We start from the raw sequence: 22666 nt of genomic DNA, 5'->3' as shown, positions 1-22666 counted from the left end.
GGAGGAAAGACAAAGATGAAAACGCCAACTCAATGGCTGGAGCAGATCGAGCAGGTGTGCGCCAGAGCCGAAGTACAGGAAGTTGATCTTTTGCTTGATCAGGCCGCGTGGAGCAAATGCGCCGTTCCCGGACTGCAACAGCTAAGCCCCAAGGCGCCATGGTTCTCATTGTTCACGGGCACGCCGGAGGAAAACCTGCTGGACCAGGCACCGTTGTTGATGCGCCTGGACCTGAGCATCTGGCAACACAGGGCTTGGCTGGAAGAGCTGATCGAACACGGCGCATCAGAGGCTCGGCTGATGGTACTGGTCTCGTCCCTGCCGTTTGAAGAACTGAGTCATGCGTTGCAAGCTCTGCTTCAAATGCAGTGGGGCGAGCGGGCCGGCTTGTTGCGTTTTTACGATCCGCGAATCTTTCCCATGCTGATGAACGCCATCCTCACCAGTGAACAGCGCGCTGAGTTCCTGCGAGTCGCCTGCTTCTTTGGCTGGCTTGATCGCGACAACCAGTTGCAATGGCTGCCAGGCACTCGCTTGAGGGACCAGAGCGGCGTCAAAGTCAGTCCCTTTGTAAGTCTTAGTAATGAGCAATGCGCATGGATCATGAGCATCGGCGCCGCTCAGGAACTGCTCAATGGCGGCGAGTTTGATCATTTGGAGGGTGATCAGGAACAGCGTTTCAACCTGCTGTACTCATTGATGGTGCAAGCCAAACAGCAAAGTTATGTTGGCGATTTGAGCGACTACGTTCGGCAGAACTTACCCATTCCGAATGTGCAATGTTGATAGCTGTTTAATGCTCGTGGCGAGCTATATGGATAAACGAGCGAAGGAGGCGCGCATGCTGAAGCGCATGATGCTTATACCGTTGTTGATTTTTGTGTTTTCTACTGTTGGCTGCGGGACTTTGATTGAGCGAGACGCGTCGTCGCAGAAAAGCCATGGCTCGAACTATTACTATCCAGCCATACAATATGATTGGGCTATGCTCACGCTAGAAGGTCGTGGAGGTTACGACTATACGCCTGTACTTTGTTATCTGAGCATTGCGTGCCCCTTCATTATTGTCCTCGGCATGCCCGTGGATTTTCTTGTCGACACGATGCTGTTACACAGCGATCACAAGAGAAAACTCATCGCTGACAGGGAGTTCAAAGGCTACCTTCTGGATAAGTATTGTCTGACTGATAAAGGGCTCCCTGATGAGGAAAAGCTTGAGTTTTATGATCTCGACGTGAATGCCTGTCCTACCAAAGTCGTGCTGTAGTCTTGCGGAGAGAAAACCGATGTCGCGATGGTTGTTCGGCTTTTTTGGGTTGGTGTTGTTTGGTTGTTCCACGGCGGACAATGAAATGGCGGGAGGTAATCTAAAAGCGGTTAATCATACCCTGCATTCGATTAACTGGTTTTCGGTTAACGGTTACAGAGTTCACGGTGGCGGTGGAAGTTCGTGCTGCATTGTTCTGCCAACCAAATGGCGCCCAGGTTTGAAGGCGCATATTGAATGGGAAGTCGATCCTGAGCCTTATGCAAAAATAAAAAGAAAAACTACTGGCTACGGATTCGATGAAAATGCGTGGGCTGCACATGAAGCGAAATTTCAGCGCTACAGCACCATCGTGGAAATTCCAGAATGGTCGGGAACAGACTCGTGTGGTTTGAGTGTGCATTTTTTAACGTGCAATCAAATAAAAGTTACGACTTCGTGTTGGGGGTACGGATCACCCAATAACCCAATTGAAGAACCTAAGCAGATGAAGGAGCCAACTGTATGTCCGAAGTAAAAAGCAATTCAAACACCAAAGTATGGGCTCCGCCGGTTTTTCCGATGGAGGGCCGTTTGCCAGGAGATGTTGTGACGGTGACTGCCAATTACAAAAAGCAAACCGCCGAGGAGCATTGCCATCAGCAAGGCGTGAATTCCAAAGGACAGTCCCATGTGGGCGAGTGCTGTCACAGTCTGCACATAAGTCTGTTCTTCGATGGCACTAACAATGACGAGTTCAACGATACGAATAAGAATTACCCGAGAGGCTATATGGGAAAGCTCCCCGGGGGATCTTTCTCATGCGGCCTGAAATGAAATAAGCGAGTGATGGGCGATGGAAATAATAATGAATAAAGCCAAGGTGCGGCGGCTGTTGGGTTTGTTTGGATTGGCGTTGGTTGGATGCTCCACGGCTGCCAACGAAATGGTCGGAGGGAATATACAGGCGGTTAACCATACGCTGAATAATATTAATTGGCTCTCGGTTAATGGCTATAGGGCCGACGGTGGAGGGGGGCGCTCTTGTTGCATTGTTATGCCGATTAAATGGCGCCCTGGGTTGAAGGCATATATTGAATGGGAAGTTGATCCTGCGCCATATGCAAAAATAAAACGAAAAAAATCTGGATATGGGTTCGATGAAGAAGCGTGGGCTGCACATGAGGCGAAGTTTCAGCGCTACAACACTGTTGTGGATATTCCCGAGTGGCCTGAAACGAAGCGGTGTGGATTGAGTGTGCACTTTTTAGTCTGCAATCAAGTCAAGGTTACCAGCTCCTGCTTGTCTTTTAACTCGCCAAACTACCCAATTAAAGAGCCTCTGGATATGAAGGAGCCAGTCGTATGTCCGAAGTAAAAAGCAATTCAAACGCCAAAGTCTGGGCGCCGCCGGTTTTTCCGGTGTCAGGTCGTTTGCCAGTGATATTGTGATGGTGACAGCAAATTACAAAAAACAAACCGCCGAGGAGCATTGCCATCAGCAAGGCGTGAATTCCAAAGGACAGTCCCAGGGTTTCGAGTGCTGTCACAGCTTGCACATCAGTTTGTTCTTCGATGGAACTAACAATAACGAGTTCAATGACACGAAGAAGAACCACCCGAGCAATATAGCCAGACTCTACCATGCGTCGCTAAGAGGCAAGAAAGCGGAAGAAGAGGGTTATTTCTCTTATTACATGCCCGGTGTCGGCACGGCGTTTCCGGAAATTGGTGAACTCGATTACAGCGCAAACGGGCTACGTTTCGCGACGGGAGGTGAAGATCGGATCAACTGGGCGTTAATACAGGTGGCCAGTGCACTGTCGATTGCGCTGACTCCGAACGGCATTGATGACGCCGTAGCCAAAATTCAGGCTGCATTGGAAAGAGGCCATGCAGGCTTTTTCCCATGCAGCCTTAAATGAAATAAGGGAGTGATGGGCGATGGAGATAACAATGAAAAAAACCAGGGGGCGATGGTTATTGGGTTTTTTTGGATTAGCGTTAATTGGATGTTCCACGGCGGACAATGAAATGGCCGGAGGGAATATACAGGCTGTTAACCATACACTGAATAATATTAATTGGCTCGCGGTTAATGGCTATAGGGCGGACGGTGGAGGGGGGCGCTCTTGTTGCATTATCATGCCGATTAAATGGCGTCCTGGTTTGAAGGCGCATATTGAATGGGAAGTTGATCTGGAGCCTTTTGCTAAGTCACCCCCACTCGGGACGAATGAGTTCAGAGAGTTTATGGAAGGGCACAAATCTAAATATCAGCACTACAGCACAATAGTGGATATCCCAGAATGGCCAGAAACTAAACGGTGTGGATTGAGTGTGCACTTTTTAGTTTGCAATCAAGTCAAGGTTACCAGTTCCTGCTGGTCTTATTACTCGCCAAACTACCCAATTAAAGAACCTCTGGATATGAAGGAGCCAGCCGTATGTCCGAAGTAAAAAGCAATTCAAGCGCCAAAGTGTGGGCGCCGCCGGTTTTTCCGACGGAGGGGCGTTTGCCTGGTGATGTTGTGACGGTGACTGCCAATTACAAAAAACAAACCGCCGAGGAGCATTGCCATCAGCAAGGCGTGAATTCCAAAGGACAGTCCCAGGGTTTCGAGTGCTGTCACAGCTTGCACATCAGTTTGTTCTTCGATGGAACTAACAATAACGAGTTCAATGACACGAAGAAGAACCACCCGAGCAATATAGCCAGACTCTACCATGCGTCGCTAAGAGGCAAGAAAGCGGAAGAAGAGGGTTACTTCTCTTATTACATGCCCGGTGTCGGCACGGCGTTTCCGGAAATTGGTGAACTCGATTACAGCGCAAACGGGCTACGTTTCGCGACGGGAGGTGAAGATCGGATCAACTGGGCGTTAATACAGGTGGCCAGTGCACTGTCGATTGCTCTAACTCCAAACGGCATTGATGACGCCATTGCCAAAAAACATGTCGAAAATATGAGCACCTGGAAGGCTCCGTTGATGAGCGTCCAGGGGGAAGGCAAGCGACGGCGAATCATGAAAGGGGTGTTGGATCCTTTGGAAAAATGCAAAGAAAAGTCCAGGCGCCCCAAGGTGCTGGGAATCAAGCTGTACGTATACGGCTTCTCGCGCGGTGCCGCAGAGGCCCGCACCTTCGTGACTTGGCTGAGCCAGTTGTTCGACACGCCGGCCGGTGCCACGTTGCCTGAGCAACGTCTGATCGGCCTGCCGGTCAGCGTCGAGTTTCTCGGTGTGCTGGACACCGTTGCCTCCGTCGGCATCGCCCATGCGGCGCCTTTTTTTGCCGGGCACATGGACTGGGCCGATGACAGTCAGCTGCTGCCTGACGCCGCGAAATTTCCGAACTTCGTCAAACGTTGCCGACACTTCGTCGCGGCCTTCGAGCAGCGCTCGTGTTTTCCGCTGGACTCGATCCGCAATGAGGACGGTCAGTACCCGCTCAACACCTATGAAGTGGTGTATCCCGGTGTGCATTCCGATGTCGGTGGCGGTTATCCGCAGAATGACCAAGGCAAAGCCCGAGGTGGCACCAATGAGCTGGTGTCACAAATCGTCCTGCACGACATGTATTCCGAAGCTTTCGCTGGAGGCGCGCCGTTGCAGGTGCCGGATACGGTGCTACCAAAATGCCTGCAGCCGTCTAGACAATGGCGTGTCATGAGTCCGGCAACCGATAGAGAGTTTGGACTCAGTGAGAAGCTAATCGAGCGCTTCAACGCCTGGCGCCACACCCTCCCAGGCATCACCACCGACACCCCCACCCACACAAAACCCTGGGAGTACAAACCACAGCAACTCGGCATCACCGTGGAAGAAACCCTGGCCGATCAACTCGGCTGGATCACCGGCTGGCGCATTGGTCGTTACGCCGATGACCCGTTGCAGAATAACGACAGCTACAAACATCAGCCGTTCTTCACCCAGGCCAATGAAGTCACGGTCTTCGACACCAGTGATCAACGCGAGGCCTATGAAAAACAGAAAAAAATCATTTTTGCCGATCGGCTGAAAACACCCGAGGCGGCGACGAACCACCCCGGCCCGCCCATCTACGAACCGCAGATCGACAAGACTCAACTCAGCCAGGCGGCAGCGGAATTCAAGCGCGACTACAAAGGCTTCGACCGCAAGCAAACCAGTGCGGTCGGCACGATCACCGATGTGCTGTTGCGCGACGCTATCTATCTGCTCAACGAAAACGATGAGTTGCAGGACCACGCTGCGATCAAAGCGGCAGGTGAACTGCGCACAAAACAATTGTTCAGCGACGCCCGAGGCACGCCCAGCAAGGACCCGCGCATGGCGCTGGTGGTCGCGCTGTTCGATGACCAGATACACGACTCACGCGCCTGGTTCATGCATGACGCGTTGGGATCGCGTGAGATATGGGCGGGCTACTTCTTCTATCGCATGACGTATTTCGGCAATGACAACAGCCGGGACCTGGCACCGGTGGTGGTAGCGGGACGAATACTGGGCGTTGCGATGCTGGCCGGCGCAACGGTGTACGGCATCAAACGGGGTGGGGCGTTGGGTGGGGTTGGCGGGCTGGTCGCGGGTATCGGTGGCGCCACCATCGGCTATCAAGTGATCGACAAGGCGCGTGGTGTGGCGCTGCCGTTCCTGCCGGAGGCCGCGCAGTTGCTGAAACCGACGGCGCATATCGGCAAGGTGGCGGCTGAGCTGAAGCAGCAGATTGCCCAGGAAGACTATGCGCAACGCATCGACCGCACCACCGCCTTTCTGCGCGAGGCGGGCAGTCTGTTCGAACTCACCGGGGAGGTCGTCTGATGTTGCCTCTGGTACGTGTGGGGGACTCGATGAGCCCTTTTGGTGGTGAAGTGCTTGAAGGTCACTACGAGGCATTCGGTCAGCCGGTCGCCTGCGTGGGCGATCAGGCCCGCTGCGATTTGCACGGCCTGACGCACATCGCAGAGGGCACCACGGTGGCGATCATGGACGGCAAGCCCGTGGCCCTGGACGGGCATGAGTGTGAGTGTGGTTGCACCCTGGTCAGCTCGCTTGCGGCCTCGTTCATGGTAGTGGCGCCATGAACCACGCGCCGCAATACCCGGACGTTATCGAACCGCGCGAACCGCGTTGGCGACGCTGGTGGCTGGCTTTGCTGCTGCTATGGGGGTTGCAGTCGGCGTTTTTGTTGTCGTTATGGCCAGAGGAGCAGCCAAGGATAGAGCTGTGGATGTGGAGTGCCGTCATGCCTTTTTGCTGGGCGTTGGCGATGGCGCTGCGCGTGCTGGGGTGGCAAATCGGCCTGTTTAACCGCGATGTGTATCAACGCACGGTTGATGCCGCGTTACAGCGCTGGTGGGGGCGTCGCCGCTTGGGTTTGCCGGTGGAGCAGGTATTACTACTGGGGCCCGTGGGCGATGAGCAAACGCATTACCACGGCTTGATGGCCGGCGTGCCCGCACCCAAGCCATCGAAGCCGGAGGGTGCTGCGCAGCCCATGTTGCGCTGCGCGGTGTCGCTGGGTACGACCGCTGAGCGTGCGCCGGCTTTGGCCGGACGTTTGGCTCGGTTAACCCTTGCGCTTACGCAATTGAATGACCGCTGGCCGCACCTGCGAGGTATCGCTTGGGTGGGGGACGAGCGCGACCAGGCTGCCTTTGTCGAGGTATTGGCCAAAACCGGCGTGACGTTGCCCGAAACGCGTTTGCCTCTGCAGGACCTGTCCGATCTTGATCGAATGATCGATGCCTTTCACCAGGATTGTTGTGACAAGGCTGATTGGCTGTTGTGCGCCGGAGTGGTGTCGGTGCCGGAGACCGAAGCGCCTGGGCTACCCGGTGAAGCAGGATTTCTCTGGCTGGTGAGCCGCCAGGGGCGGCAGTTGTTGCACAGGGGCGAGTACCTGTTGAGCGAGCTCGACGAATCACCCGCTGAACTCTGTGTACAGATCCAGCGCTACGCCGGGTTGGAGGCAGCACCACCGGATTGCCTGGCGCTGGATAAAACCAGCCACGGCACTTTTCTGAAAGGTGGTTGGCAGTCTGGCGAACATCAATTGTCCGGGCACTGGGGCGTGTTGGCGCAACTGGCGCCCTTCATCGGCATGTCCCTGGCGTTGTTGCAGGCAAGGGAGGCCGGACAGCCTTGTGGCTGGCTGAGTCAGGACGGAAATAATCGATTGGCTATTGGAATGGCGGTGCCTCATGGCAATGATTAAGCAAACGAGCCAAGGCTCTCTGATGAAGGTGGGATTGGGCTATCTGCTGGTCGTGACGGTCGTGGTGGTGTTCGGGTGTCTGCTGTACGACTTGAGCCGCGAGTACTTCGGCTGGCCTCGACTGCCACTCAAAACGTTGGCGCTGTGGGGGGCGGGTACCTGGTTTGCCTTGTGCGGGTTCTGTCCGGTGATACTTCTGGCCTGGGATCGTTTGGCGGTGGCTTGGGCGACGCGCGTGACAGGAGTGGATGTTGATGCACCGATTTCGCCATTAAGCAAAGAGAGTGCTCCGCCAGACAATTCCTGGGTCGTTGAGTTGAAGGAATACCTGCACGAGAACCACAGTTTCCTTTGGCGCCGCAAAATCCGCCTGCTGCTGGTCGTCGGGGAACCCGACCAGATCACTGCTATTGCCCCAAACCTGAAAGATAAAAAATGGCTCGCCGGCCACGACACCATTTTGCTCTGGGGCGGCAGCATCCAAAGCAAATTCGATTATAACCGCCTCGCCCCATGGCAAGGCCTGAGCCGCTGGCGCGCCCTCGACGGCGTGATTTGGGCTCTAAACAAACAGCAAAGCACTGATGCCCGGGCGATGGACGCCGGCGTACGTCACTTGAAAGAACTGGCCCGCCAGCTGCGCTGGCAGTTGCCGCTGCACCTATGGCAGGTCTGCGAGAGTGGCTGGGATCAGGACAAACGCGAGACCCAGGCGGTCGGTTGTCTGCTGCCATCAGGGGGGACGCCGCTGGCCGTGGAGGGTGCTCTGCAAGATTTGTTGGAACCCCTGCGCGACAGCGGTTGGGCGCAGATCTACGACGCCAATCATCATGATTTCCTGCTGCGCCTGTCCCGCGATCTGCAGGCCGAGGGTATCGCCCGTTGGCGGCAGGCGCTGGCGCCTTTGTTCCGCGTGTTCGCCCGGGGCGTGCCATTGCGCGGGTTGTGGTTCAGCCTGCCGCTGCAGAGCGGTCAAGACACCTTAGAAAAAACGGACAACCTGTGGCACGCCACACCGCCCTGGGACGGCGTGCTCGGTGACAAGAAGGAGCACCATCGCCGGCTGGGCTGGGGTGTCACGCGAGTGGGCTATGCACTGGCGCTGGGGCTGGCACTGCTCTGGAGCACCGGCATGCTGCTGTCCTTCATCAGCAACCGCGTACACATCGCCCAGGTGCAAACGTCGCTGGCGACCTTGCAACAATCCTCCACCCGTGACGAACAATTCCTCGCCCTCAACGAGCTGACCCGCGAGCTCGGCCGCCTGGACTACCGCGCCGCCCACGGCACGCCCTGGTACCAGCGTTTCGGCCTGAACAAGAATCCAGAACTGCTGCAAATGCTCTGGCCCACCTACGTCGAAGCCAACCAGCGCCTGCTGCGCGACCCGGCGTTGGCCAGCCTGCAACAGCAGCTCGGCGCTCTGGTCCAGTTGCCCGCCGACAGCCCCGAACGGGTCAAACGCGCGCCGCTGGCCTACGAGCAACTCAAGGCCTACCTGATGCTGGCGCGCCCGGAAAAATCCGATGCGGGTTTTCTGGTCAAGACCCTGGGCACGCTCGAGCCGAGCGCCGGCGGGGTTTCGCCGGGGCTGTGGCACGGCCTGTCGCCGATGCTCTGGCAGTTCTATGGCGAACAACTGGCGGCACATCCGGACTGGCGCAGCACGGCCGACCCGAAGCTGGTGGCCCAGGTCCGCCAGCTGCTGCTCGGCCAGTTGGGACAGCGTAATGCCGAAGCCAGCCTGTACCGCCAGGTGCTCGACGCCTCGGCCAATCATTACCCGGCGTTGAACCTGGCGCAGATGGTCGGCGACACCGAGGCACGGGCGCTGTTCGTCAGCCAGGCCAGCGTGCCGGGGGTGTTTACCCGCCAGGCCTGGGAAGGCCAAGTGCGGCCGGCGATCGAGGCTATCGCCGAAGCGCGGCGCGAGGAAATCGACTGGGTGCTCAGCGACCAGCCGGGCGACATCGCCGCCGAGCTGACCCCGGACATGCTGCGCGAGCGCCTGACCCAACGCTACTTCCAGGACTACGCCAGCGCCTGGCTGAAGTTCCTCAACCGCCTGCGCTGGCAGCCGGCCAACAGCCTGGGCGAGGTGATCGACCAGTTGACCCTGATGAGCGACGTGCGCCAATCACCGCTGATTGCCCTGATGAACACCCTGGCCTATCAGGGGCAGGCCGGCACGCGCACTCAGGCGTTGGCCGACTCGCTGATCAGCTCGGCGCAAAAGCTGATTGCCCAACAGGCCCCGGTGCCGTTGATCGAGCAACAGGGACCCAAAAGCCCCCTGGACGCTACCTTCGGCCCGCTGCTGGCCCTGCTCGGTAAAACCCCCGAAGGCCAGGACGACCGCGAGCGCCTGAGCCTGCAGGCGTTCCTCAACCAGGTCACGCGCACCCGCCTGACCCTGCAACAGGTAAACCACGCCGCCGACCCGCAGGACATGACCCAGACCCTGGCGCAGACGGTGTTCCAGGGCAAGAGCGTCGACCTCACCGACACCCGCGCCTACGGCAGCCAGCTGGCCGCCAGCCTCGGCGCGGAGTGGGGTGGTATCGGCCAGACCCTGTTCGTGCAGCCGCTGGAGCAAGCCTGGCAGCGCGTCCTGCAACCCTCGGCCAGTAGCCTCAACCGCCAGTGGCAACGGGCGATCGTCAACGAATGGCAGCAAGCGTTCACCGGTCGTTTTCCCTTCGCTGCGACTGCCAGCGACGCCTCGCTGCCGATGCTCGGGCAGATGATCCGCGCCGACTCCGGGCGCCTTGAGCAATTCCTGCAGCGCGAACTGGGCGGCTTGCTGCGCAAGGAAGGCAGTCGCTGGGTGGCCGACACGCAACACAGCCAGGGCCTGCGCTTCAACCCGCAGTTCATCACTGCGATCAACCAGCTCAGCCATCTGGCCGACGTGCTGTTTACCGACGGCGGCATGGGCCTGAGCTTCGAGCTGCAAGGCAAACCGGTGCGCGATGTGGTGCAAACCACCTTCACCCTCAATGGCGAAAAACACGAGTACTTCAACCAGAAGGAAAGCTGGCAGCGCTTCAACTGGCCGGGTCGCAGCCAATACCCCGGCGCGAGCCTGACCTGGACCAGCGTGCGGGCCAACGAACGGCTGTTCGGCGACTACCCGGGCACCTGGGGCCTGATCCGCTTGCTGGAACAGGCCCAGGTCACGCCACTGGACGACGGCGACAGCCGTTTTCGCCTGGTGCTCAAGGCGCCCGATGGCATCGGCCTGACCTGGTACCTGCGCACCGAACTGGGGGCAGGGCCGATGGCGTTGCTCAAGTTGCGGGGCTTTGAATTGCCGACGCAGATCTTCCTGGGTGAAGGGGGGGCGGCGGCACAAAACGGGAGGGTTAAAAAATGATTTTGCGCAAATTGTTTGCCCCATGCCTCGGCTAACGCGACGCCCTTCGGTACGCGCCGTCGCGTTCTGCGGTTAAACCTCATTCATCAGGAGTCTTTCTTTGAGCAATGAAAATCTGACACTGCGTTACTTCGACGCCGAGATGCGCTACCTGCGTGAGGCCGGCCAGGAGTTTGCCGAAGCCTTTCCAGACCGGGCGGCGCAACTAAATCTGGACAAGCCGGGCGCACGTGATCCGTATGTGGAGCGCCTGTTCGAGGGCTTTGCCTTCCTGATGGGGCGATTGCGCGAAAAGCTCGACGATGACCTGCCGGAGCTGACCGAAGGCCTGGTCAGTCTGTTGTGGCCGCATTACCTGCGCACCATTCCCTCGCTCTGCATCGTCGAGCTGGCACCGGAGCTTGCGCAGATGAAGCGCAGCGAGTTGATCGCCACCGGCTTCGAAGTGCTGTCGCAGCCCATCGGTGCGCAGCGCACCCGTTGTCGATACACCACCACCCAGGACCTGACACTGCGGCCACTCGCCCTGGAGTCTGTGCGTCTGGCCCATGAGCCGGACGGGCGTTCAGTACTACGATTGCGCTTCGCCCGGGGGGCGATGAGCGCCTGGAGCGAGATCGACCTGAGTCGCCTGCCGCTGTACCTGAATGCCGACGCACCGCTGGCCAGTGCACTGCACCAGGCACTGACCCTCAACGCTCAAGCCTTGTATGTACGCCTGCCTGAACAGGCGGACCGCTCTGTGCTGGAAGGTTATTTTTCGCCCAAGGGGTTTGCCGATGACGATCGATTGTGGCCCAAGGGCGACAGCGCCTTCAGCGGCTATCAGCTGTTGCTGGAGTATTTCACCTTCCGCGAGAAGTTCATGTTCGTCACCCTGTGTGGGCTGGAGCATTTGAGTATCAAGCCGGGCGATCGCTGGTTCGAACTGGACGTGGTGTTACGCGAGCCCTGGCCGCAAGCATTCAACCTGAGCACCGGGCACATTCGCCTGCATGCGGTGCCGGTGATCAATGCGTTTACACTGGAGTCCGACCCGCTGACGCTGCAGCCGCTACAAACCGACTACCTGCTTCGTCCCATGCGTTTGCAGGACGGTCATACTGAAATCTATTCGGTGGATCAGGTTACTGCGTCGTGGAATGGCGAGCACCAGGATTACGTACCGTTCACCAGCTTTCGCCACAAGGGTGGCATGTTGCGTGATGATGTGCCCGAGCGTTATTTCCATACCCGCTTGAAACGCGGGGCCAATGGCCTGCAAGACACCTGGCTGATTCTCGGCGGTGAGGGTTTTGACAAGGACCAGTTGGGCCTCAACCAGAGCCTGTCGCTGCGCTTGACCGGTACAAACGGCCAGCTCCCGCGCAAAGCATTGCAAAGCACGTTGCTCGACACACCGGGGCAATCCTCAAAGATCGGTTTGCAGGTGCGCAATCTGTGCGCGCCCACATTGCCGTGTTACCCGCCGAACCGCGACCGTTTCCACTGGCGAGTGCTCAGCCACCTGGGCTCGAACTTCCTGCCGATGCTCGACAATGCCGAAGTATTGCGCGGCACGCTGGCGTTGTATGACTGGACGGGGGACGAACTGAACCGGCGGCGTCTGGCGGCCATCGTCGAGGTCAGGCACCATTTGATGCAGCGTTTTGAAAAAGGCTTTCTGCTGCGTGGCGTTGACATCGAAGTCACGCTCGATGCCAACGGTTTTTCCGGCGACGGTGACATCAGCCTGTTCGGCGAGATGCTCAATCGCTTCTTCGGTTTGTACGCCGATATCCACCTGTTCAACCAGCTCACGCTGATCCTTCAACCTTCTGGGAAGTGCCTGCGATGGACTGAGAATCACAGTCAGCGTGTTCCCGGCTGAAAGCCCGGGATTGCTCCAGGCAATGGACGGATCCGGTACTGGACGGCGAGCAGCGCCACCTGGCACGAAGCGGAACACGGCACGATCACCATCCCCTCTGTAGACCAGTTCAAGCTCTCTTCCACAGGGATTTCGCCAGCCGCAGATTCGGGTCGATCAAGATGGGCCGCGAGAATCAGCTATACCTCTATGAAACCATTGCCATCCGCGATGCTCGAAACAAACGGGTGTGGATTTCCGGGATAGAGCCAACCGATGCAGTTTCTAGAGGATAGCCACGGGTGTGCCGGCTGGAACGGCGAAATGACCGAGCGTATTCGTGCGTTCGACTGGAGCCGGACTGAGCTTGGGAGCCTCGATTCCTGGCCAAAAAGCCTGAGCAGCTCGGTGCAGTTGATGCTCGCCTCGCCACTGCCGATGGTGATGCTGTGGGGGCGGCCCGGCTACATGATCTACAACGACGCCTATTCGAAATTTGCCGGCGGGCGCCATCCTTATCTATTGGGTTCTCCGGTAGAACTGGGCTGGCCGGAAGTTGCCGAATTCAATCGGCATGTGGTCGATACCTGTCTGGCCGGGGGCACCTTGTCCTACCGTGGTAAAGAGTTGGTGCTGCTCAGGGACGGAGTTCCCGAAGATGTCTGGCTGGACCTCTATTACAGCCCGGTGGCTAACGATGATGGCAAGCCGGCCGGGGTCATGGCAATGGTCGTGGAGACGACGGAGCATGTGATTTCCGAACGTCGTCGCCGTGCTGCCGAAGATGCTTATCGCGCCGACAACGAGCGGGTACGCCTGGCACTGAATGCCGGCGCCTTGCTCGGTTCGTTTGTCTGGGACGTCAAGGCCAATGTGCTGAGCGGCGACGAGCGTTTCGCCCGCACCTTTTGCTACCCGGTCGAGCAAGACCTGGCCGACCTGCCATCGGACATTGCCCAGGCACGGATTCACACCGACGACCTCGGTTGGCTGCAAGAACAGGTCCAGCAATCCGTGGAGACCGGCGCGCCCTTCAATGCCGAATACCGGGTCCTGCGCGCCGATGGCAGCTATCGTTGGGTACTCGCCAGTGGCTGCTGCGAGTTCACCGAACAGGGCGAACCATTTCGGTTTCCCGGGGTGCTGATCGACATCCATGAACGCAAAATCGCCGAAGAATCCTTGCTCAGGTTCACCCGCGATCTGGAGCAGCGTGTAGCCGACGAAGTCGAAGCGCGGCTGGCGGCGGAAGAACAGTTGCGTCAGTCACAGAAACTCGAAGCCATTGGTGGCCTGACGGGCGGCGTGGCCCATGACTTCAATAACCTGTTGCAAGTGATCGCCGGCAACCTGCACTTGCTGGCCCGGCATGAGCCGCAGAACGCCAATGTCCAGCGCCGGGTGGCGGCGTCGATTGCCGCCGTCGAACGCGGTGCAAAATTGTCCTCGCAATTGCTCGCGTTTGCCCGTCGCCAGCCGTTGTCCCCGGCGATTTGTACGCCTCAGCAGATTTTCGATGGCTTGGGTGAACTGTTGCAGCGCGCGCTGGGCGAAACCATCCAGGTCCATATGAGCGCTCCTGCAGACTCCTGGCAGGTCTTCGTCGATCGCAATCAACTGGAAAACGCCATCCTGAACCTGGCGATCAATGCTCGAGACGCCATGAAGGGTGAGGGGACCATTGACCTTTGCGCCGAGAACATCTGCCTTGATCAAGGGTTTTGCGCTGGCAGGGGCATCGTCGCCGGCGACTATGTGCGGGTATCCGTGGCCGACAGTGGTGCAGGTATGCCGCCGCACGTGCTCGCCCAGGCATTTGAACCGTTTTTCACCACCAAGCCTGACGGCCAGGGCACGGGACTGGGCTTGAGCATGGTGTTCGGCTTCGTCAAGCAGAGTGGCGGACATATCGAGATGTCCAGCGTCGTTGGGCAGGGCACCCGGGTGCAGATGTATTTTCCGCGCAGCCTGCGTTCAATGGACAGTGAAACGCCCCGTGCCGATGTGCAGCAACGGGGGGCAAACGAGCGGATCCTGGTGGTCGAGGACAATGAGGCGGTGCGCGTTTCAACCGTGGAGTTGCTGCGCGAAGAGGGCTATCAGGTGCTCACCGCCGGCAATGCCGACGTTGCCATGCAGATGTTGCTGGAGGGGGCGGCGGTGGACCTGATCTTTACCGACGTGGTCATGCCCGGCCTGATAAAAAGCTCGGACCTGGCGGCATGGGCCAAGGTGCAGAATCCCCCGGTGGCGGTGTTGTTCACCTCGGGTCACACCCGTGACATTATCTCGCGCAACCACCAGCTCAGCCCGGACACCCATTTGCTGAGCAAGCCTTACGGGCCGCAAGCGCTGGCCCAGATGATTCGTACCGTACTCAACGGCTGAACATGTCCGTACCGTACTTAACGGCTGAACACGTCCGGACTGTAGGAGCTGGCTTGCCAGCGAAGGCGGTCTCGAAATCCCTGCAAGACTTGAGGGCCTCTTCGCTGGCAAGCCAGCTCCTACAGTTTGTGTTTTTTTTGAACCTTCCGATCAAGGCTGTCCCATGACTGACAAGCGCACGTGCAACCCTCCCTCAGGCATGGTCAGGGTGCGCGGCGCCCGGGAACACAACCTCAAGAACATCGATGTCGACATTCCCCGCGATGCCTTGGTGGTGTTCACCGGGGTGTCCGGTTCAGGAAAGTCGTCCCTGGCGTTTTCGACCCTGTATGCCGAAGCACAGCGCCGCTATTTCGAGTCCGTGGCGCCTTATGCGCGGCGTCTGATCGATCAGGTGGGCGTGCCGGATGTCGATTCCATCGAGGGCTTGCCGCCAGCGGTGGCCTTGCAGCAACAACGGGGCACGCCGAGCACGCGTTCCTCGGTGGGCAGCGTGACGACCTTGTCGAGTCTGATCCGCATGCTGTATTCCCGCGCCGGCAGTTACCCGGCGGGACAGCCGATGCTCTATGCCGAAGACTTTTCCCCGAACACACCCCAGGGCGCGTGCCCGCAATGCCACGGCCTGGGCCGGGTGTACGAGGTCACCGAAGCGCTGATGGTTCCGGACCCGAGCCTGACCATTCGCCAGCGTGCGGTTGCCTCCTGGCCCATGGCCTGGCAAGGCCAGAATCTGCGGGACATCCTGGTGACCCTGGGCTACGACGTCGATATTCCTTGGCGTGACCTGCCGAAAAAGCAGCGTGACTGGATTCTCTTCACCGAAGAAACCCCGACGGTCCCGGTCTACGCCGGGCTCACACCGCAGGAAACCCGGGTCGCCCTCAAGCGCAAGATGGAACCGAGTTACCAGGGCACCTTTAGCGGCGCACGGCGCTATATTTTGCACACCTTCACCCATTCGCAAAGTGCGCTGATGAAGAAGCGCGTCTCGCGCTTCATGCTCGGCAGCCCTTGCCCGTTGTGCGAGGGCAAGCGCCTCAAGCACGAAGCATTGTCGGTGACCTTCGCCGGCTACGACATCGGCGAACTGTCGCAGATGCCATTGCTGCAAGTCGCCGAAGTCCTCAAGCCGGTGGCGGCCCGACACTATCTTGAAGAAGGCGAAGAGGGCGAAGGGGGCGATGAGGCGGGTGAGGTATTGACTCACCTGCAGACCCGCCAGGCCCGTGAAGAGCGCGTGGCCCACGGCGCCAGTGGCCACGCCAACGCCCCCGATGTGCGTCACACGCCGAATCTCTCGGTGGAAAAACGCCTCGCCGCGCAACGCATTGCCCAGGATTTGCTGGAGCGGGTCAGTACCCTGACCGACCTGGGCCTCGGTTACCTGGCCCTGGAGCGCAGCACGCCGACGCTGTCGTCCGGTGAGTTGCAACGCCTGCGCCTGGCGACGCAACTGGGCTCGCAGTTGTTCGGCGTGATCTACGTGCTCGACGAACCTTCGGCCGGTTTGCACCCGGCCGACGGTGAGGCGCTGTTCGAAGCCCTGCAACGCCTGAAAGCGGCGGGCAATACCTTGTTCGTGGTCGAGCACGACCTGGAAACCATGCGCCGCGCCGACTGGTTGATCGATGTCGGACCGGCGGCGGGCGAGCACGGCGGTCGGGTGCTGTACAGCGGTGCACCGGCGGGGCTGGCAGCGGTGAGGGATTCGCAGACCCGCGCCTACCTGTTCGCCGAACACGTCAGCCAACCCCGTCGCCCGCGCAAGGCCAGTGACTGGCTGCGTCTGGAAGGCGTCACGCGCAACAATCTGAACAATCTCAGCGCCGAGTTTCCGTTGGGCTGTTTCACGGCGGTGACCGGTGTGTCGGGTTCGGGTAAATCCAGCCTGGTCAGCCAGGCGTTGCTTGAGTTGGTCGGCGCGCATCTCGGGCGCCCCGGTGCCGACAGTGAAGCGCAGGAGCTGAGCCTGGAAGATGAAGCACCGACCGTCAGTGGCGGGCAGGTCACGGCGGGGTTGGCGTCGATCAAGCGGCTGGTGCAGGTCGATCAGAAGCCCATTGGCCGCACACCGCGCTCCAACCTCGCGACCTACACCGGCCTGTTCGACAATGTGCGCAAGCTGTACGCCGCCACGCCCGAAGCGCAGGCGGCGGGGTACGACGCCGGGCAGTTTTCCTTCAATGTCGCCAAGGGCCGCTGCCCGACCTGTGAAGGTGAAGGTTTCGTCAGTGTCGAATTGTTGTTCATGCCTAGCGTCTACGCGCCATGCCCGACCTGCCACGGCGCGCGCTACAACCCCGAGACGCTGGCGATCACCTGGCAAGGCCGGACCATCGCCCAGGTGCTGCAACTGACCGTGGACCAGGCAGTGGAGGTGTTCGCCGAACAAGCGGCGGTGCGCCGTTCCCTGGAGGTGCTGCGCGATATCGGCCTGGGTTACCTGCGCCTCGGCCAACCGGCGACCGAGCTGTCCGGTGGTGAAGCCCAGCGCATCAAGCTGGCCACCGAACTGCAACGCAACCAGCGCGGGGCGACGCTCTACGTGCTCGACGAACCCACGACGGGCCTGCACCCGCGTGACGTCGATCGCTTGCTGGAGCAGTTGAACAACCTGGTGACGGCAGGGCACACGGTAATCGTTGTCGAACATGAAATGCGGGTAGTGGCGCAGAGTGACTGGGTGATCGATATCGGCCCGGGGGCGGGGGATCAGGGTGGCAAGGTTGTTGTGGCGGGTGAGCCGCAGAAAGTCGCGAACAGCAGAAAGAGCCGGACGGCGCCGTTCCTCGCCCGGGTTCTTGGGGCGTGATGGATCAAAAGATCGCAGCCTGCGGCAGCGTGTCACGCATCTGTAGGAGCCGGCTTGCTGGCGATGCGATGGTGGCCGTTATGCCGCCATCGCTAGCAAGCCAGCTCCTACAGTATTTGCGGTGTATGTTGAATTTGTGGCGTGACGCACATCTGTAGGAGCCGGCTTGCTGGCGATGCGGTGGTGACCGTTATGCCGCCATCGCTGCGATCCTTGATCTTAAGCGCCGTTGATCGTGCGCCGCACCTTGTCCAGCAGCTCATTGATCTGGAACGGCTTGATCAATATCTCCATGCCTTCACCAAGAAACACCTGGCGGTTGATCGCGGTTTCGGCATAGCCGGTCATGAACAGGATCGGCAGATGTTCGCGCCAGCCTCGGGCGATATCGGCCAGTTCGCGGCCGCTCATGCGCGGCAGGCCGACATCGGTCAGCAACAGGTCGATGGATTCGTCGTTCTGCAGCCGTTCGAGGGCGCCTTCGATGTCGCCCGCCTGGGTGCAACGGTAGCCGGCATCCACCAGCACTTCGGCCACGAACATGCGCACTGATGGCGTGTCTTCGACGATCAGCACATGTTCACCGCCGCCCTGAGCGGGCATCGTCGTCGATTCGACTGCGCTGGCGGTGGGGTCGGCGCTGGCCGGCAACATGATGGTGACTTCGGTTCCGCGTCGCGCCACGCTGCGGATGTGCGCATCGCCACCTGACTGGCGGGCAAAACCGTAGATGGTCGACAACCCTAGCCCGGTACCCTGGCCCAGGGGTTTGGTGGTGAAGAACGGGTCGAACACCTTGTCGATGACGTTGTGTTCGATACCGGTACCGTCGTCGCGCACCGACAGGGCGACATAGGCGCCATCGGCCAGGTTGGGGTCGCCGTGGGAATAGGCGGCATAGGTGTTGACCCAGATATTGCCACCCTGGGGCAGGGCGTCGCGGGCATTGATCACCAGGTTGAGTACGGCGCTTTCCAGTTGAATCGGATCGACCAGCGCGATGGCGGGTTTGCTCGTCAGTTCAAGCCTTAAGGCAATGCGTTCGCCGATGGTGCGCACCAGCAATTCCTCGAGGGAACGAATGTGCTCGTTGATGTCCACGGGCCGGGTATCGAGTGGCTGCTGACGGGCGAACGCGAGCAGGCGATGGGTCAGGGAGGCGGCACTCATGGCCGAGTTCAATGCCGCTTCGGCATAGAAGGCCACCTTGTCGGTGCGGGACTCGGCAACGCGCTTCTGGATCAATTCCAGGCTGGTGATGATGCCGGTGAGCAGGTTGTTGAAATCGTGGGCAATGCCTCCGGTCAGCTTGCCCAGCGCGTCCATTTTTTGCACCTGCAACAGCTGGGCTTCAGTGCGCGCGCGTTCGGCGACTTCATTGGCCAGTTGGGTCGTGGCATCGTCCAGGCGCGCCAGGTGCGAGCGTTCGCGGTGCCTGTGCTCGGTGACATCCTCGACGAACACCAGGCTCAATGCCGGTGTGCGGTAAGGTGAAATCTGCCACTCGGTTTCGCGAACTTCACCCTGCACCCGCATGCTCAAGGTGCCTTTCCAGCGCTCGCCATACGCCAGGCGCAGTCGCAGTTCCTCGATGATGGCGCACTGATCGTCGGCGAAACACTGGCGCAGGGTATCCGGGTTGCGGTTGTCCTGGATCAGTTGGGCGAACGCATGGTTGCATTCGTGGACTTTGAGTTCTGCATCCAGCACGGCGATGGGTGCCGACACATTGACGAAAATCTCGCGAAAGCGCGCCTCGCTTTCACGCAGGGCATTTTCGGTTTCGCGCACCCGCAGCAAGGTGCGCAGGGTCGCCAGCAGTACATCCGGGTCCACCGGGTGGATCAGGTAAGCGTCGGCACCGGCGTCGAGGCCGGTGATGATGTCGCCGGTCTGGATCGACGCCGCGGACACATGAATCACCGGGAGCAGGGCGGTAGCAGGATCTGATCGCAGTTTGCGCACGATGTCGAAGCCGCTCATGTCCGGCAGGTTGACGTCGAGGATCAAGGCGTCGATCGCCACGCTGGCAATCAACTCCAGGCCCTCACTGCCGGTGCCGGACTCCAGCACCTCATAGCCGTGGCGTTCCAGGCGCCGCCGCAAGGCGTAGCGCGTGGCAACGTTGTCATCGACGATCAGCAAGCGCAGGTCACGTTTCATCGGCAGGCTCCAAGGCGATGGCCAGCGGGATGATCACGAAAAAGGTCGAGCCCACGCCCGGCGTGCTCTGTACCCCGACTTCGCCGCCCAGCAGCAGCGCGAAGCGTTTGCACAGCGACAGCCCGAGCCCGGTTCCACGGAGGCGCTTTTGCAGCGGGGAGTCGACTTGGGAGAAGTCTTCAAACAATGCGCCATGTAGCTCCTGAGCGATACCTATTCCGGTATCGCTGACGGCAAAACGCACGTAGTCGCGGTTTTCCAGTTGCGCCGAGACCCGGACTTCCCCGCGGGTGGTGAACTTCAACGAGTTGGAAATGAAATTGCGCAGGATCTGCGCGAGCTTCTTGTCGTCGGTGTACAACCGGGGCAGGCCAATTGGCTCCTCGAAGATCAGGTCCACGGCACTGGTATCGACAATCGGGCGAAACATGCCGCGCAGGGCTGCGAACAGATCGAACATGTCGAACCAGGCCGGTGAAATGGTGATACGCCCGGCTTCGATCTTCGCCAGGTCGAGCAGGTCGTCGACCATGTCGCTCAGCTCCCGCGCGGCATTGCTGACGAAGGCCACCTGCTTGTGCTGTTCGCTGCTCAGTGGTCCGTCGAGTTCATCGGTCAGCAGGCTGGCGATGCTCAGGATCGAGCCCAATGGCGTGCGAAACTCATGGCTCATGTAGGACAGGAAGCGACTTTTGAGGTCCGAGGCCTGGCGCAGCTGTTCGGCCTGGGTGTCGAGTTCGGCGTACAGCGCCAGGACGCCCTGGTTGGTTTCATCCAGCTCTTCACGCAGGGCGTTGGTTTCGCCTTGCAGTTGTGCGATCAGCGCGGTTTGTTCGTCCATCTGACTCATGGGTAATTCAGCCATGGTCTGCCTCCAGAGCAATGACCAGTACCGTGACATCGTCGCGCCCACGACAGAAATCGCGGTGCAGAATGGCGGCAATCACGGCGGGATGGCGGTGCACCAGGCCGGGGTAATCCGAAAGGTTCCAGCGCGACTGCAGGCCATCGCTGTACATGATCAGCAGTTGTCCGCTTACCTGAGCATAGTCAAAGGGCTGCGCCTTTCGATACTGCCCGCCAACGATGCCGGGGTGGGAGGCCAGGCCGCGGGACTTGTCCGGCGTGACCAGACAGGCGCCGATGTTGCCGATGCCGACGAATTTCAAGGCGTCGCTGCCAGCGTCGAACTGGGCAATGGCCACCGCACCACCACGGGTGCCGGTCATGGCTTGATGAATGTCCTCCAGCACCAGCAGTGGTGAGGCGAATGGCAGCAACGCGTAGGCTTTCTCGCCGGCAAGGGCGGCGCGTTCGGCTTCTTCACCATGGCCCAGGCCATCGATCACCAGGGCGCTGATGCGCGGCCCGTCAAACGCCAGGTGCCAGGTATCGCCGCAGGCGGGATCGTCATGCAACGAATGCTGGCTGACACCCATGCGCCGGTCCGGGGCTTTGTCCGTGCGAGGGTACAATCGCGTGAGCAGTACGGCACCCCGTGAATCGGCATAGACATCGAACACCTCAGTCTGGCGCGATACGGCGCCAAGTCCGATGCCTTGGGTGCCGCCGGTGGAGAAGCCGTCGGCCAGGCATGCGTGCACATCAAAGCCATGTGCGCGGTCAATGGCGAGCATCTCGATGCCGGCGCCGCTCGCACGGGGCAAGACCCTCAGGTGCAATTCGCCTCGGCCGGCGTGTTTGAGAATATTACTGGCAAGCTCGGTGGCAACCAGCGCGACGCGTCCCGCATCAGTGCTGTCGAAGCCGTATTGTTCCGCGAGTTTCTGCGCGGTGCGGCGTGCATGACCGATCTGGCTTTGGTCCTCGATGACCAGCACTTGGGTCATCGAACCGCCGATGTTCATGTCCATCGGGTAATCGTTACGCGAGTACCCTTTCCTGGCGCAGTGTCGAGTTCGAATTCATTGACCAGGCGCTTGGCACCGGTCAGGCCGAGGCCCAGGCCGGAACCGGAAGTCCAGCCATCGGTCATTGCCAGCTTGATGTCGGGGATGCCCGGCCCTTCGTCACGAAAGACCAGGCGCAGGCCCGTGCGCGGGTTTTCATCGAGGATTTGCCAGTCCATGTCGCCGCCACCGCCGTAGACCATGGTATTGCGCGCCAGCTCGCTGACCGCGGTCACCAGCTTGGTCAGGTCGATCAGGCGCATGCCGCATTCCTGGGCGAGTTTGCGCGCCAGTTGGCGGGCCAGGACAACGTCCTGCTCGATGTGAATCGGATGAGTGCCGCTGCTGCGCACAGTCATTGGTTGCGTACTCGTTCCTGAAGCAGTTTCATCCCGCGCTCGACATTGAGCGCGGTACTGACACCGGGCAGGGTCAGGCCCAGCTCCACCAGGGTGATGGCCACCGCAGGCTGCATGCCGACCAGCACGGTCTGGGCATCCATGATTTTCGACAGCCCGGAAATGGTCCCGATCATCCGGCCGATGAATGAGTCCACCATGTCCAGGGCGGAGATATCGATCAGCACGCCGCGGGCGGACGTCCTGCTGATGCGCTCGGACAAGTCGTCTTGCAGCGTCAGCGCAAGTTGGTCATGCATGTCCACCTGGATGGTCACCAGCAGGAAGTCGCCCATTTGCAGAATCGGAATGCGTTCCATCGG

Annotated in this window: 18 protein-coding genes and 1 pseudogene; 14 read left to right on the top strand and 5 right to left on the bottom strand. The window is 59.7% G+C overall.

Annotated features, from left to right (window positions below; all coding sequences use genetic code 11):
• Window positions 1–15 precede the first annotated feature (15 nt).
• The 14 genes and pseudogenes from tla1 (at window position 16) to ACA054_RS17860 (ending at window position 17872) form a co-directional block, all read left to right on the top strand.
• Window positions 16–786, top strand: coding sequence for a toxin Tle1 chaperone Tla1 (tla1, locus tag ACA054_RS17925; RefSeq protein WP_497685441.1), 771 nt, complete (start codon window positions 16–18; stop codon window positions 784–786).
• Between the two features lie 55 nt (window positions 787–841).
• Window positions 842–1267, top strand: coding sequence for a YceK/YidQ family lipoprotein (locus tag ACA054_RS17920; protein ID WP_497685440.1), 426 nt, complete (start codon window positions 842–844; stop codon window positions 1265–1267).
• Window positions 1268–1286: 19 nt separating this feature from the next.
• Window positions 1287–1784 carry a Tli1a family immunity protein gene (gene tli1a, locus ACA054_RS17915; protein WP_497685439.1) on the top strand — a complete coding sequence of 166 codons (498 nt, stop codon included), beginning with the start codon at window positions 1287–1289 and terminating at the stop codon, window positions 1782–1784.
• The gene (locus ACA054_RS17910; protein WP_497685438.1) at window positions 1772–2083 is read left to right on the top strand and encodes a hypothetical protein; all 312 of its coding nucleotides are present in this window, start codon (window positions 1772–1774) and stop codon (window positions 2081–2083) included. The genes tli1a (ACA054_RS17915) and ACA054_RS17910 overlap by 13 nt, the downstream gene beginning before the upstream one ends.
• Before the next feature lie 19 nt (window positions 2084–2102).
• Window positions 2103–2624: a Tli1a family immunity protein gene (gene tli1a / locus ACA054_RS17905; protein ID WP_497685437.1), complete on the top strand. Its 522-nt coding sequence runs from the start codon at window positions 2103–2105 to the stop codon at window positions 2622–2624.
• A pseudogene (locus tag ACA054_RS17900) lies at window positions 2612–3114 on the top strand (phospholipase effector Tle1 domain-containing protein); the annotation flags it as partial. The gene tli1a (ACA054_RS17905) and the pseudogene ACA054_RS17900, both read left to right, overlap by 13 nt.
• Before the next feature lie 76 nt (window positions 3115–3190).
• Window positions 3191–3706 (top strand): Tli1a family immunity protein, encoded by a 516-nt coding sequence (gene tli1a, locus ACA054_RS17895; RefSeq protein WP_497685436.1) that lies wholly within the window; start codon window positions 3191–3193, stop codon window positions 3704–3706.
• Window positions 3694–6048 carry a T6SS phospholipase effector Tle1-like catalytic domain-containing protein gene (locus tag ACA054_RS17890; protein ID WP_497685435.1) on the top strand — a complete coding sequence of 785 codons (2355 nt, stop codon included), beginning with the start codon at window positions 3694–3696 and terminating at the stop codon, window positions 6046–6048. The genes tli1a (ACA054_RS17895) and ACA054_RS17890 overlap by 13 nt, the downstream gene beginning before the upstream one ends.
• Window positions 6048–6311: a PAAR domain-containing protein gene (locus tag ACA054_RS17885; RefSeq protein WP_497685434.1), complete on the top strand. Its 264-nt coding sequence runs from the start codon at window positions 6048–6050 to the stop codon at window positions 6309–6311. The genes ACA054_RS17890 and ACA054_RS17885 overlap by 1 nt, the downstream gene beginning before the upstream one ends.
• A complete protein-coding gene (locus ACA054_RS17880) occupies window positions 6308–7444 on the top strand; it encodes a KPHS_23130 family T6SS system protein (protein ID WP_497685433.1) in 1137 nt (378 codons plus the stop codon). Before ACA054_RS17885 ends, ACA054_RS17880 begins: the two co-directional genes overlap by 4 nt.
• Window positions 7437–10820: an ImcF-related family protein gene (locus ACA054_RS17875; RefSeq protein WP_497685432.1), complete on the top strand. Its 3384-nt coding sequence runs from the start codon at window positions 7437–7439 to the stop codon at window positions 10818–10820. Before ACA054_RS17880 ends, ACA054_RS17875 begins: the two co-directional genes overlap by 8 nt.
• A gap of 100 nt (window positions 10821–10920) precedes the next feature.
• A complete protein-coding gene (gene tssF, locus ACA054_RS17870) occupies window positions 10921–12690 on the top strand; it encodes a type VI secretion system baseplate subunit TssF (protein ID WP_497685431.1) in 1770 nt (589 codons plus the stop codon).
• 255 nt (window positions 12691–12945) lie between these two features.
• Entirely contained in the window at window positions 12946–15057 is a 2112-nt protein-coding gene (locus tag ACA054_RS17865; protein WP_497685430.1) for a hybrid sensor histidine kinase/response regulator, read from the top strand.
• Window positions 15058–15220: 163 nt separating this feature from the next.
• A complete protein-coding gene (locus ACA054_RS17860; protein WP_497685429.1) occupies window positions 15221–17872 on the top strand; it encodes an excinuclease ABC subunit UvrA in 2652 nt (883 codons plus the stop codon).
• A 219-nt stretch (window positions 17873–18091) separates the two neighbouring features.
• Here the strand turns inward: ACA054_RS17860 and ACA054_RS17855 are convergent, their stop codons facing one another.
• Genes ACA054_RS17855 through ACA054_RS17835 form a run of 5 tightly spaced genes read right to left on the bottom strand, consistent with a single transcriptional unit; the run spans window position 18092 to window position 22663 of the window.
• The gene (locus ACA054_RS17855) at window positions 18092–20035 is read right to left on the bottom strand and encodes a PAS domain-containing hybrid sensor histidine kinase/response regulator (protein WP_497685428.1); all 1944 of its coding nucleotides are present in this window, start codon (window positions 20033–20035) and stop codon (window positions 18092–18094) included.
• Window positions 20025–20900: a sensor histidine kinase gene (locus ACA054_RS17850; RefSeq protein ID WP_497685427.1), complete on the bottom strand. Its 876-nt coding sequence runs from the start codon at window positions 20898–20900 to the stop codon at window positions 20025–20027. Before ACA054_RS17850 ends, ACA054_RS17855 begins: the two co-directional genes overlap by 11 nt.
• Window positions 20893–21903, bottom strand: coding sequence for an ATP-binding protein (locus ACA054_RS17845; RefSeq protein ID WP_497690331.1), 1011 nt, complete (start codon window positions 21901–21903; stop codon window positions 20893–20895). The genes ACA054_RS17850 and ACA054_RS17845 overlap by 8 nt, the downstream gene beginning before the upstream one ends.
• Window positions 21900–22304, bottom strand: coding sequence for an anti-sigma regulatory factor (locus tag ACA054_RS17840; RefSeq protein WP_497685426.1), 405 nt, complete (start codon window positions 22302–22304; stop codon window positions 21900–21902). The genes ACA054_RS17845 and ACA054_RS17840 overlap by 4 nt, the downstream gene beginning before the upstream one ends.
• Window positions 22301–22663 (bottom strand): STAS domain-containing protein, encoded by a 363-nt coding sequence (locus tag ACA054_RS17835; RefSeq protein WP_497635290.1) that lies wholly within the window; start codon window positions 22661–22663, stop codon window positions 22301–22303. Before ACA054_RS17835 ends, ACA054_RS17840 begins: the two co-directional genes overlap by 4 nt.
• Between the last annotated feature and the right edge of the window lie 3 nt (window positions 22664–22666).

Source organism: Pseudomonas sp. LBUM1653 (genome assembly GCF_059716115.1).
The sequence above is the reverse complement of the archived record's forward strand: the minus strand, read 5'-3'. Positions and strand labels throughout refer to the sequence as shown.